This window comes from Pseudomonas sp. NBRC 111132 (assembly GCF_001320565.1).
GTDB lineage: Bacteria > Pseudomonadota > Gammaproteobacteria > Pseudomonadales > Pseudomonadaceae > Aquipseudomonas > Aquipseudomonas putida_P.
Genome location: NZ_BCBI01000026.1, coordinates 71,140 through 82,855, shown reverse-complemented (window position 1 = coordinate 82,855; position 11,716 = coordinate 71,140). Strand labels below are relative to the sequence as shown.

The 11,716-nt window shown below is 61.6% G+C and carries 12 protein-coding genes; 6 read left to right on the top strand and 6 right to left on the bottom strand.

Going from position 1 to position 11,716, the window contains the following annotated elements; all coding sequences use genetic code 11:
• The 3 genes from APH35_RS14495 to APH35_RS14485 all read right to left on the bottom strand — a co-directional run.
• The coding region (locus tag APH35_RS14495) for an STN domain-containing protein (RefSeq protein ID WP_177335374.1) at positions 1–423 on the bottom strand (423 nt) is incomplete at its 3' end.
• Positions 424–541: 118 nt separating this feature from the next.
• On the bottom strand, positions 542–1,483 hold the full coding sequence (locus APH35_RS14490; protein ID WP_060515019.1) for a FecR domain-containing protein: 942 nt from the start codon (positions 1,481–1,483) through the stop codon (positions 542–544).
• Positions 1,480–1,998: a sigma-70 family RNA polymerase sigma factor gene (locus tag APH35_RS14485; protein ID WP_305728966.1), complete on the bottom strand. Its 519-nt coding sequence runs from the start codon at positions 1,996–1,998 to the stop codon at positions 1,480–1,482. Before APH35_RS14485 ends, APH35_RS14490 begins: the two co-directional genes overlap by 4 nt.
• Positions 1,999–2,145: 147 nt before the next feature.
• Between APH35_RS14485 and APH35_RS14480 the strand changes: the two genes are divergently transcribed.
• Positions 2,146–3,015, top strand: coding sequence for a DUF6279 family lipoprotein (locus APH35_RS14480; RefSeq protein WP_012273648.1), 870 nt, complete (start codon positions 2,146–2,148; stop codon positions 3,013–3,015).
• Between the two features lie 126 nt (positions 3,016–3,141).
• Entirely contained in the window at positions 3,142–3,498 is a 357-nt protein-coding gene (locus APH35_RS14475; RefSeq protein WP_060515018.1) for a hypothetical protein, read from the top strand.
• A 39-nt stretch (positions 3,499–3,537) separates the two neighbouring features.
• Here APH35_RS14475 and aceK read toward each other — a convergent pair whose 3' ends face one another.
• Positions 3,538–5,247, bottom strand: coding sequence for a bifunctional isocitrate dehydrogenase kinase/phosphatase (aceK, locus tag APH35_RS14470; protein WP_012273650.1), 1,710 nt, complete (start codon positions 5,245–5,247; stop codon positions 3,538–3,540).
• A gap of 167 nt (positions 5,248–5,414) precedes the next feature.
• Between aceK and APH35_RS14465 the strand changes: the two genes are divergently transcribed.
• Together APH35_RS14465 and APH35_RS14460 are read left to right on the top strand one after the other, a co-directional pair.
• Positions 5,415–6,290, top strand: coding sequence for a DMT family transporter (locus APH35_RS14465; protein ID WP_041166558.1), 876 nt, complete (start codon positions 5,415–5,417; stop codon positions 6,288–6,290).
• A gap of 13 nt (positions 6,291–6,303) precedes the next feature.
• Positions 6,304–6,762, top strand: a complete 459-nt coding sequence (locus APH35_RS14460; RefSeq protein WP_012273652.1) for a DUF4265 domain-containing protein — start codon at positions 6,304–6,306, stop codon at positions 6,760–6,762.
• A 3-nt stretch (positions 6,763–6,765) separates the two neighbouring features.
• On the opposite strand, the gene APH35_RS14455 is transcribed toward APH35_RS14460, so the two are convergent.
• Positions 6,766–7,647, bottom strand: coding sequence for a DMT family transporter (locus tag APH35_RS14455; protein WP_012273653.1), 882 nt, complete (start codon positions 7,645–7,647; stop codon positions 6,766–6,768).
• Positions 7,648–7,762: 115 nt separating this feature from the next.
• Positions 7,763–7,924, bottom strand: a complete 162-nt coding sequence (locus APH35_RS29040) for a hypothetical protein (protein WP_171577262.1) — start codon at positions 7,922–7,924, stop codon at positions 7,763–7,765.
• A 165-nt stretch (positions 7,925–8,089) separates the two neighbouring features.
• Between APH35_RS29040 and pvdO the strand changes: the two genes are divergently transcribed.
• Both pvdO and APH35_RS14445 read left to right on the top strand, forming a co-directional pair.
• Positions 8,090–8,950 carry a dihydropyoverdine dehydrogenase gene (pvdO, locus tag APH35_RS14450; RefSeq protein ID WP_012273654.1) on the top strand — a complete coding sequence of 287 codons (861 nt, stop codon included), beginning with the start codon at positions 8,090–8,092 and terminating at the stop codon, positions 8,948–8,950.
• A gap of 127 nt (positions 8,951–9,077) precedes the next feature.
• Positions 9,078–11,537 carry a TonB-dependent siderophore receptor gene (locus APH35_RS14445; protein ID WP_012273655.1) on the top strand — a complete coding sequence of 820 codons (2,460 nt, stop codon included), beginning with the start codon at positions 9,078–9,080 and terminating at the stop codon, positions 11,535–11,537.
• The last annotated feature ends 179 nt before the right edge of the window (positions 11,538–11,716 follow it).

The following is an 11,716-nucleotide window of genomic DNA, read 5'->3' as shown; positions in this document are numbered from 1 at the left end:
CGTAGCCCCCAGGCCCGAGGCATTGATGCTGGTTGCGCCCAGCTCGAGTGCGCCATCCTTCGTACGCGGCAAAAGCAGGTAATTTCCATTGCTGGCGGCCATCACCTGTAGATCGCTCCCTGCCAGCAACCGGGCAAACCCTTGGTCGACACTGTATGTCCCCTGCAAACCCGTACTGTGCTTACCCTGGGTCAGCTCGGCCTCGAACGACAGCACCACCCCGGCATCGCTGGCAAAGCGGCTGAGCACCGCGCCCAATGGCCCGCTGGCAATGGCATAGCTGCGAGTGGCTTCGACGGCACGGGCCTGCCCTGCCGCACTCAGCGGATGAATCACCGTGGCCTGCAGCAGCAAGGCGGCACTGAACATGGCAACGACGAGGGGTTTTCTGGGGTAGCAGTGAGGGGTAACGCGGCGTGGCATGAGGGGCTCCTTCAAAGGCCTGTGGTGGCGGTTTGCAGGAGGGGTCGTGTGAAATTGGAAAACCGACAATGCAAACGAGAAATATTTTTAAAAACGATCTGCTGCCCCAATGACAGTTTCAGGCCAAAGGCCGCACCCTCACCCAGAATCGCGTGCGGGTCTCGATCCGCACCGGCAGCGCCTGGGCAATCGCCTGCAACGCGCGCGCGGTATCGTCCAGCGGGAAGGCCCCAGACAGGCGTAGATGGGCAACCTCCTTGGCACACTCGATAAAGCCGGGGCGATAGCGCTGCAACTCATCCAGCACCTGGCCCAGCGGCCAGTTGTCGATCACCAGCCGGCCATTCACCCACTCATCCCGATTGGGGTCGAGCACTTGTGGCGCAGGCAGTGGCCCGGAACCAAAGCGCAGGCTCATGCCCGCCTCCACCCGCAACGGCTCGGTCTCTGGGCGGTTACGCACGGCAACGGCATGTTCCAGCACGTCCAGTTCGGTCTGCCCGTCCAACTGGCGCACGACAAAGTGCGTGCCCAGCGCACGCATCTCGCCCTGCTGGCTGCGCACGCTGAGTGGCCGTGCATCCTTGGCCGTGGTCACCATGATTTCTCCAGCGCGCAGGATGATCAGCCGCTGCTGGTGGTCATAGCGGATGTCCACGGCACTGGCCGTGTTAAGCGTGAGCTGTGTGCCATCCTCCAACCGCAGCTGGCGCCGTTCCCCCGTAGCGGTGCGTACATCGGCCAGCCACAGTGGCGTCTGGCGGTAGCCGGTCCAGGCCAGGCCCGACACGCCAAGGCCTAGCACCAGGCCCTTGAGCACAGTGCGCCGGCCAGTCAACGGCTGTTCCACCGCCAACGTTCGTTGTGCCACAGTCGACGGCACGCTGCTCAACTCGGCATGAAAGGCCTCCAGGCGCTGCCAGGCCCACTGATGAATCGGGTCGCCCTGATGCCAGGCCTGCCAACGCTGGTACAGCGTCTGATAGTCCGCCCCGGCACTCAAGCGGGCATGCCACTGCGCCGCATCACGCAGGGCCTGGCGTTGCTGCGCCGGGCTCACAGTTCGGCATCCAGCGCAAACAGCAGGCACTGCTCGGTGGCCTTGGCGATGTATTTGGTCACCGAACTGACAGACACCCCAAGGCGTTCGGCAATTTCGGCGTAGCTCAAGCCTTCGAGGTGGGAAAGAAACAGCGCCTGGCGCACCTTGTGGTTCAAGCCATCGAGCATGGCATCGAGTTGCAACAGCGTTTCCAGCAGCAGCACCCGTTGCTCGGGTGACGCCTCAACCAGTTCTGGCTCCAGCGCCAAGGCTTCCAGATAGGCCTGCTCCAGCGAGCGCCGGCGCAAATGGTCGACCATCACCCGCTTGGCCACCGTCGCCAGAAAATGACGCGGCTCGCGCAGCGGGTGGGCCACCGTGCTGGCGATCAGGCGCAGGAACGTGTCATGGGTCAGGTCCGCCGCCCGCTCGCGATCGCCCAGACGCCGGCGCAGCCAGCCTTGCAGCCAGCCGCTGTGGTCGCGGTACAGGCAGTGCATGTCATCGTGCGGTGCAGGCGGGACCTTGTACACGCAATCATCCTTGTAACGATGCGGATAAGAATTAGTCGCAATAATAGTGAGATTGCCGATGGAAGGAAACCGCCATTGCAACGATACGGTGGAACCCTGCGGCTACCCTTACCTCTACCGATTGGTTGCCAATGCAAGGAACAGCACATGCCCCTACGCCTGTCCAAAGCCCTGCTCATCACCATCGGCTTCGCTGCGGCCCTGGCCGCCTGCAGCCGTATCGACCTGGCCTACCGCAACCTCGACCGCCTGGTGCCATGGTCGCTGGGTGATTACCTGGACATGAACCGCGAGCAGAAGGCTTTGCTCGACGACCGGCTCAAGGAGCACCTGGCCTGGCATTGCAAGACTCAGCTGCCCGGCTACCTCGACTGGCTGGACCGGATACGCGGCATGGTCGCCGACGACCAGGTTACCGACCAGGCCCTGCAGCAACGCACCCGCGAGGCCCGCGAAGCGATTGGCCGGGTGGCCGAGGAAATCACCCCTTCGGCCACCGAGTTGCTGCGTGGTATGAGCGACAGCCAGGTAGCGGAGATGCGCGCGGCCTTCCGCGACGACATCAGTGAGCGGCAGAAGCAATACGTGGATACCCCTCTGCCGAAGCAGATCGCCCGCCGTACCGAACGTATGGAAAAACGCCTGACACCGTGGTTTGGCGAGCTGACCCCGGTGCAAAAACAACGTGTGCGGGCCTGGTCCGAAGCGCTGGGCGATCAGAACCGAGAATGGATCGCCAACCGGGCCCACTGGCAGCAGCAATTGCTGTTGGCGATGAACCAACGCAACGACGCGAGCTTCGAGCCGCGCCTGGCGACCTTGTTGCAGCACAAGGAGAGTTTGTGGACACCCGAATACCAGGCGGCCTATCAGAACACCGAGCGGCAGGCGCGCAGCTTGCTGGTGGATCTGGTGCAGCAAAGCACCCCGCAGCAGCGGCGGTTCTTACAGGAGCGGTTGGGCAAAGTACGTACCGATTTCAGTGATTTGAAGTGCCTGAAAGGTGCACCCGCCTGAGCTATCACCTTGATGCGGTAGCGGTGTGGCAGCTATCTAACACAAGCATTGGATCGGCTCATGCACGCTGTCGGCTTGGCCTGAAACCCAGGCCATGCCCCTACCATTATCGCGAGGATCAGGTGCATGAACGCTGAATCGACAATCAAAAAAGAGTTCAACCCTTTCATTTCAGGCACGCTTGAAGAACTGTTGAAGACCATAGCGTCAGACGGTGTGATATCAATAGAAGAATACCAGCAGGTCCGCGAAGAAGCGGACAAACGCATGGAAAACCTCATTGGCTTGTTCGGCACACGCAACAGCACGCTGAAAGCCTACATGAACTCCATGGACGTCACCATGCAACTGCTGCAGTTGACAGCGCTACAGGCCAAGAACGCCAAACTCACGGATACTGGCGAAGCGATTGTCCGCGATGCATTGATGGCCCAGGTCGAGTACCTGCGGGCCGGTGCCAACCTCGTACTCAGGCTGCTGTAACAACACCCCAGGTCTCGGCGGACCAACGCTCGCTGAGGCCTAACGCCCCTTGCGCCGATAGGGAAACACATCGATCACCTTCCCCTCGCGTATCGCCGCCTGCAGCCCCTTCCAGTAATCCGCGTCATACAGTTCACCATGCAAACGGCTGAACAGCCGCCGCTGGCCCATATCGGCAAACAGAAACGGCGGAAACTCCTCGGGGAACACGTCATGGGGCCCGATCGAGTACCACGGCTCGCCCGACATTTCGTCCTCCGGGTAACGCGGCGGCGGGATGTGGCGGAAATTCACCTCGGTCAAAAAGCTGATTTCGTCATAGTCGTAGAACACCACCCGGCCATGGCGGGTAACGCCGAAGTTCTTCAGCAACATGTCGCCGGGGAAGATGTTCGCCGCCGCCAACTGCTTGATGGCCAGGCCATAATCCTCCAGCGCCTCCAGCACCTGGCCCTCGCTGGCATGCTCAAGGTACAGGTTCAGCGGCGTCATGCGCCGCTCGGTCCAGCAATGTCGGATCAGCACCGTGTCGCCCTCCAGCACCACCGTCGACGGTGCTACCTCGAGCAGTTCGGCCAGGCACTCCGGCTCGAATTTGTCACGTGGGAAGCGAAAATCGGCAAACTCCTGGGTATCTGCCATGCGCCCCACTCGGTCGACGCTTTTCACCAGCCGGTACTTGTCGATCACCGTGGCCCGGTCGACTGTTTTCGACGGCGAAAAACGGTCCTTGATGATCTTGAACACCGTATTGAAGCCCGGCAGGGTGAATACGCTCATGACCATGCCACGCACCCCCGGCGCCATGATGAAACGGTCATCGCTGTTGGCCAGGTGGTTGATCAACGCCCGATAGAACTCCGACTTGCCGTGCTTGTAGAAACCGATCGACGTGTACAGCTCGGCAATATGCTTGCCCGGCAGGATACGCTTGAGAAAGTTGACGAACTCCGCCGGCACCGGCACATCGACCATGAAGTACGAGCGGGTGAAGGAAAAGATGATCGACACCTCGGCCTCGTCGGTGATCAACGCATCGGCCTCCACCCCATGGCCTTCGCGGTGCAGCAGCGGGATCACCAGCGGCCACTGCTCATCGCTGTTGTACAGCCTGCCGACCAGGTAGGCCCCCTTGTTGCGGTACAGCACAGGCGAAAACAGCTCAACCGTCAGCGTCGAGTCCTTGCATACCCAGTCCGGCAGGTGTTCACGCAGTTGCGCTTCAAGCCGTGACACGTCGCTTTCAAGGTCGCCATAAGCGAACGCATAGTCAGCGAAGATTGCCCGCAACAGGCTCTGGAGGCTGGCATCAAGGCAATAGGTACGGGTTTGCGCAGCGCGCTGGTGGCTGCGGATCGATGGCCGGGTGGTGTGGATGAACATGCAGCCGTCGCTGATCTGGTCATGGCTGAACAAACTGCAGAACAACGAGTTGTACCAGGTCTCCGACAGTTCATCGTCCAGCCGTGGGTCGATCAGGCGGATGTAGGCACTTTTCACCAGAGGCCACTGCTCCACCTCCAGCAGCACCTCATCATCGAATGCATCACGCAACCAGCCATTGACCTCGCCGACCTTCTGTTCGTACAGGTTGATCCGTGCAGCGGCGGCCCGCTGGATATCTTGCCAACGCGCCTGTTCGAAGCGCTCGCGCGCGCCGAGGGTGATGCGGCGGAAGTGCTCGCGATAGTCGTCGAAGCCATCGAGGATCATCCGGGCGATCTCGCCGGCAGGCCAGTGCTGAGTCATGCGGGACACCTCGGTGCGGGGTGAGATAGACAGCTTAGCCGCACTCTCGAGGGAGTGTCGCCAGCACCGGCCTGTTCGAGGGATCCGAATTGCACCGCAAGAAAGCACAAGAATCCCCCTGCCCCCTGACGTACACTCGCGCCCCTGCCCTGTACCCGGAGACCGCCGTGAGCCCCATCGCCCTAGCCCGCCTGCTGACCCTTGCCGCCGTCTGGGGGGCGAGCTTCCTGTTCATGCGCATCATCGCCCCCGAACTCGGCACGGTGCCGACGGCGTTCTTCCGTGTGTCCATCGCCTGCCTCGGCTTGGTCGCCATCGTTGCCGCCGCCCGCGTGCGCTGGGACTTCCAGGGCAAGCTCGGCGCCTGCCTGGTGTTGGGCATGATCAACTCCGGTATCCCCGCCACCTTCTATTCCGTCGCCGCTCAGGTATTGCCGGCCGGTTACTCGGCGATTTTCAATGCCACCACGCCGCTGATGGGCGTGCTGATCGGCATGCTGTTCTTCCGTGAACCCATGACCCTGCCGAAGCTGTGCGGCATCTTCTTGGGCCTGTTTGGCGTCGGCATCCTCAGCGGCGCCGGCCCGGTAGCGCTGGACATGGCCTTGCTGCAAGGCGCCCTCGCCTGCCTGGCGGCCACCACCTGCTATGGCTTTGCCGGGTTCCTCGCGCGCCGCTGGGTCAGCGGCCTGGACAGCCGCCTGTCGGCCCTGGGCAGCATGCTTGGCGCCACCTTGCTGCTAAGCCCAGTGTTCGCCTGGAGCGCGCTCAGCCAGCCGCCCGCCAGCTGGGGCGGCTGGCAGGTATGGCTGTCGTTGCTGGGCCTGGGCCTGCTGTGCACCGCCTTCGCCTACATCCTGTACTTCCGCCTGCTCGAAGAAATCGGCCCGGTCAAAGCCAGCACCGTGACCTTCCTGATCCCGGTATTCGGCGTATTGTGGGGGGCGTGGTTGCTGGACGAGCCGCTGTCGATGGCACACCTGTACGGCGGCTTGCTGATTGGCATGGCACTGTGGCTGGTACTGCGGCCGGCGCGCAGTTGAGGCGGAGCACACGATGAGCAGCGCGTACAAGAAGGTCCTGTTCCGCCTGGAGCAGGACGCAAACGGCTACCCACCGGCCTCGGTCGAGGGCCTGTGGGCCAAGGCCGTGGAAGGTGGCTATGCCGTCGACAACATTCCCTTCCATGTCTACGGCATCGCCCCGGGTGACGTCATCGCTACCCGTGAAGAACAAGGCGAGACCTGGTTCGCCGAGCTGTGCCACAGCAGCGGCAGCTCGGTGTTCCGGGTGATCGTCAAACCACCGGAAACCCTCGACCAGGTGCGCGCCGCCTTGCAGGACTTCGGCTGCAACTGCGAAACCGAGCAGGCAGTGAAGATGCTGGCGGTCGAGGTCCCGCCGCAGCGTTCGCTCGACACCCTGCTCTATTACCTGCTCACCCAGCGCGAGGCCGGCTTGTTGGACTTCGAGGAAGGCGTACTGCACCACGCCATCCCCGAAGAGTTCCGCTAAGGCCTACGCCTCTGCCAAGCGCGCGGCGGGTTTGCGAAACACGAACAGCAAGCCCACCACGATCAGCCCCATGCCCAGCAGGCTGAGCGGTGCCAGGCGGTTACCGAAGATCAGGAAGTCCATCACCGCGGTTACCGCTGGCACCAGGTAGAACAGGCTGGTGACGTTGACCAGGTTGCCTTTGGCGATCAAGCGGTACAGCAGCAAGGTCGCCAGCAGCGAAACCACCAGCCCCATCCACAGCAGCGCACCGACAAAACCGCCGGTCCACGCCACCTGCAGTGGCTGCAGCGGTGCGAACAGCGCGCACATGGCGAAGCCCGCCAGGTATTGCAGCGGCAGCGTGCCCATGGGGTTGTCGGTAATGCGCTTCTGCAGGATCGAGCCAAAGGTCATGCTGACCAGCGCCAGCAGGGCGAACAGCATCCCCGCCAGCGACACCCCGCCCAGGTTGATGCCCTGGTAGACCACCATGATCAAGCCGCCCAGCCCCAACCCCAGGCCGAACAGGCGGCTCCAGGAGCGCTGACGCTCCATCAGCACCACGGTGAGAATCGGCTGTACCCCCATCACCGTGGCCATGACGCCAGGGGTGACGTGGGTGTTGAGCGCCAGCAAGTAGAAGATCTGGTAAGCGCCGAGCAGCACACACCCAGTACCCAGGGCGCGCAGAATGCCCCCGCGTGTACGCGGCCAGCGCAGCCCCAGCAGCGGGCTGACCATCAACAGGCCGGCCAGGGCCAGCGCCGAGCGCAACAGCAGAAAGGCGAACGGGCTGGCATGCGCCAGGCCCAGCTTGGAGACGATCGCCCCGCTGCTCCACAGCAGGACGAACAGGCTGGTAGTGGCCGCCGAGGCCACGGATGCTTTGTTAAAGACAGACATGTATTGCCACCTGATATAGGCAGATAAGCCAAACGGACGGCGTGCGCTTCAGCGAGGGAAGTAGCCGACCGTGTTCAGTAGGTTGCGTGTGCGAAAGGGAGCGGCCAGAAGCCGATCAGCCCAGCACGACCACGCAAGGAGGCGGAGCTACGCCGCCTACAACGCCACTGACAGGTGGTGGGTAATGACTGATCATGACCGGCTGCTGGCTACCACGCACGACCATGCCCGCGACGGGCGCGATGGCAAAGCATGGGGTGGAAGGGCTGGCTGGCATGAACAGGTCTTCGGGAAGAGAACAATGGGTTGGACTATAGCCCGGCGACTCACGGCTGACAACCTCGTCGGTATAGGTGCGGCGCCAGTGCTGGTTAATTTTCCACCGCCCCGGCTCGTCTGAATGCGAAACGCAGCCCGCATTCACCCGTTTCGAGGATCACCAATGAACGTATCCACCTGGCTCTACCGGCCAGCCCAGATCACCTGCCTGCTGCTGGTCAGCGCCTACGCCCACGCCGCCAAGCCCGGCGACGTGTTCAAAGACTGCAAGGACTGCCCGGAAATGGTCGTGCTGCCCGCCGGCAGCTACGTGATGGGTGCGCCCGACGACGAAGTCGGCCGCCAGCCCGACGAAGGCCCATTGCACACCGTGACCTTCGCCAAGCCGTTCGCCATGAGCCGCTACCAGGTTACCGCCGGCGAACTGGATGCCTATATCAAGGCCACCGGCACCGTCATCAAAAGCGGTGACGACCGCCCCGGCCGCTGGTGCGAGGCCAGCAAGCCGACCTACAAGCAAGGCCCCCGCCAGCCGGCGGTGTGCGTCGACTACGACGAAGTGCAGGCCTACGCCCAGTGGCTGGCCAAGACCACCGGCAAACCCTACCGCATGGTCAGCGAGGCCGAGCGCGAATACGCCGCCCGCGGTGGTTCCACCGGGCCGTTCCCCTTCCCCTTCGACGAGCCGGGCAAGTATGAGATCAGCAAGCACGCCAACACCTACGGCCCCCGCGACGGCTACACCTACACCGCGCCGGTGGGCAGCTACCCGGCCAATGCCTTCGGCATGTACGACATGCACGGCAACGTCTACGAGTGGGTTGCCGACTGCTACCACGAAAGCTACGAAGGCGCCCCCAGCGACGGCAGTGCCTGGATCCAGGACCCCACGTGCATCCGCGCGCACATGCGTGGCAACGACTGGGGCGAGCCGCCGATCTTCTCGCGCTCAGCCAACCGCAACGACCGCCTCAAGACCACCCGCGGCGACTTCCTCGGTTTTCGTGTAGCACGCGAATTGTGAAGTTGTGACGCGGTTAACGCAGCAGTGGTGAAAAATACAGTCAATAAGAATCGTTCCGGTTTTTCACGGTTGCTGCGTCACATACCAGACATAGAAAAAAACCCCTCTGCCAACGAGACCGCAATAGATGTCCAAGTCCTTGCCCGGCCCGCTCAACCCGCTTGCCAAAGCGTTACTGATCCGTCACTCCCTTCGCCCCCGGCACGCGTTGTCTCGCGTCGGTCTGGGCCTGGCGCTGTCCACGGCGCTGGTTGCCCAGGTGCAGGCACAGGAGTGGACCCTGGATATTCCGGCACAGTCGATGAATTCGGCGTTGCAGGCACTGGCCAAGCAGACCGATATGCAATTGCTGTATAGCCCGGAGGACATCAGCGGGCTGCGTTCCACGGCGCTCAAGGGCCGGCATGACCTGCAGTCCTCGCTGCGCACCCTGCTGCAGGGGACCGGGCTGCGTTATCAGATCGATGGCAACACCGTGACCGTGACGGCGAGTTCGGCGGGAAAGGACGGTCAGGTCGAGCTTTCGGCGACCAACGTCAATAGCACTGGCCTTGGCGCCACTACCGAAGGCACTGGTTCCTACACCACGGGTGTGACCAATACAGCCACCAAAATGAACCTGTCGATCCGCGAGACGCCACAGACCATCACTGTGGTGACCCGCCAGCGAATGGATGACCAGCACCTGAGCAGCATGACCGATGTGCTGAAGCAGACACCTGGCATCACCATGTCCCAGGATGGTGGTGAGCGCTTCAACATCTATTCTCGTGGCAGTGCCATCAACACGTACCAGTTCGATGGTGTTACCACGTTTCAGGACAACCAGACTCGCAACATGCCCAGCACCTTGCTGGACATGGCCCTTTATGACCGAGTGGAGATCGTCCGTGGTGCAACGGGCCTGATGACGGGTGCCGGTGACCCCAGTGCGGTGGTCAACCTGATCCGCAAGCGCCCGACGCGCGAGTTCAAGTCCTACATCCAGGGCGATATCGGCTCCTGGGACTACTACCGTGCCGAGGCTGACGTTTCTGGTCCCCTGACCAAGGAAGGCAACGTGCGCGGGCGTTTTGTCGCTGCGCAGCAAAACAACCACACGTTCATGGACTGGTACACCCAGGACCGCAGCATCCTGTACGGTGCCCTGGAGGCCGACCTGACCGACACCACCCTGGTTCGCTTCGGCATTGACCGGCAAACTTACAAGGTCAACGGTGCCTCGGGTGTTCCACTCATTTTCACCAACGGCCAGCCCACCCACTTTTCTCGTTCGAAAAGTTCCGACGCTCGCTGGGGTTATGACGACTACGAAACCACCAACTACACCATGACGCTCGAACAGCAACTGGCCAACGACTGGCAGTTGAAAGTCTCGACCCTGTACATGGACGTTGATCGCAATACGTTCTCTTCCTACGTTTCGACAAGAACCAACAGGTCATACCTGGAACCGGATGGCTCAACAACCATCAGTGCTGGCGTGGCCTCGGCGGATCAATACCAAAAAGGTGTTGACGCCTCCCTGCAAGGGCCGTTTCAACTGTTTGGCCAAAGTCACGAACTCATTTTTGGCTACAACTATCTTGAGTACGAGAACAAACATCGCGAATACGCCGGGCCTGATCAGGATATCAACTACTTCACGTGGGAAAACGTGACCCCAAAACCCGGTAAAGACGAGCTTTCGCCAAGCATCAAATATGACATTTTCAACCGCCAAAGCGGTTACTACCTAGCCGGGCGGTTCAACTTCACCGATGACCTGCATCTGATTCTGGGCGCGCGAGCTTCCGACTACCGCTTCGACTACAGCCTTGGCATCATCGACAGCCCCGATGCGCCGACCACCTACAACATGAAAGAGCATGGTGTAGTGACGCCGTATGCGGGGTTGGTCTATGACCTGACCCATGAGCAATCGGTGTACGTCAGCTACACCGACATCTTCAAGCCACAAAGCAATATCGACGCCAGCGGCAAACCACTTGACCCGGAAGTCGGCAAGAACTACGAAATGGGCTGGAAAGGCGAATTCCTGGATGGCCGCTTGAACGCCAACGTTGCCATCTACCTGGTACAAAGGGATAACTTCGCCGAAGAGACCACCGAACCTGCACCCAACGGCGGTAATGCCTACAAAGCAGTGGATGGTGCGCAAACCAAAGGCGTGGATCTGGAACTCTCGGGCGAAGTGCTACCTGGCTGGAACGTTTTCACCGGCTACAGCCACTCCCGCACCGAGGATGCTGACGGCAACAGGCTGACCACCCAACTGCCAATGGACACCTTCCGCCTCTGGAACACCTACCGCCTGCCAGGCGAATGGGACAAGCTGACTGTGGGTGGGGGCGTGAACTGGAACTCCAAATCCACACTGCAATATGCGCGCTATAACAGCCACGTCACCCAGGATGACTACTTCGTCACCAGCCTGATGGCTCGCTACCGCATCAACCAGAACCTGGCGGCCACGCTTAACGTCAACAACGTATTCGACAAGAAGTACTATGCAGGCATGGCCGGCAGTTATGGCCACTACGGTGCACCACGCAACGCTACGGTGTCACTGCGCTACGACTTCTGAGCCGCGCTGGCCAGACCCACGCAAGTCCTGGGTCTGGCCACACACTCCCCGCGTCACCTCCCCGTCACTGCGTTCAACTTCCCGCCGCACACCTAAAGCGCTGCCCTTGCGCATGTTTACCCAGGACAGCAAGGTCACGTCTACGCGCTGAGCAAACGACATCGCCCCACGCCGACAGC

What these genes read in the sequence shown, in the direction of transcription:
- APH35_RS14480 (WP_012273648.1), top strand. Translation starts at nt 2,146, where the DNA reads ATGCCCCTACGCCTGTCCAAAGCCCTGCTCATCACCATCGGCTTCGCT.
- APH35_RS14475 (WP_060515018.1), top strand. Translation starts at nt 3,142, where the DNA reads ATGAACGCTGAATCGACAATCAAAAAAGAGTTCAACCCTTTCATTTCA.
- aceK (WP_012273650.1), bottom strand. Translation starts at nt 5,247, where the DNA reads ATGACTCAGCACTGGCCTGCCGGCGAGATCGCCCGGATGATCCTCGAT.
- APH35_RS14460 (WP_012273652.1), top strand. Translation starts at nt 6,304, where the DNA reads ATGAGCAGCGCGTACAAGAAGGTCCTGTTCCGCCTGGAGCAGGACGCA.
- APH35_RS14455 (WP_012273653.1), bottom strand. Translation starts at nt 7,647, where the DNA reads ATGTCTGTCTTTAACAAAGCATCCGTGGCCTCGGCGGCCACTACCAGC.
- APH35_RS29040 (WP_171577262.1), bottom strand. Translation starts at nt 7,924, where the DNA reads ATGCCAGCCAGCCCTTCCACCCCATGCTTTGCCATCGCGCCCGTCGCG.
- pvdO (WP_012273654.1), top strand. Translation starts at nt 8,090, where the DNA reads ATGAACGTATCCACCTGGCTCTACCGGCCAGCCCAGATCACCTGCCTG.
- APH35_RS14445 (WP_012273655.1), top strand. Translation starts at nt 9,078, where the DNA reads ATGTCCAAGTCCTTGCCCGGCCCGCTCAACCCGCTTGCCAAAGCGTTA.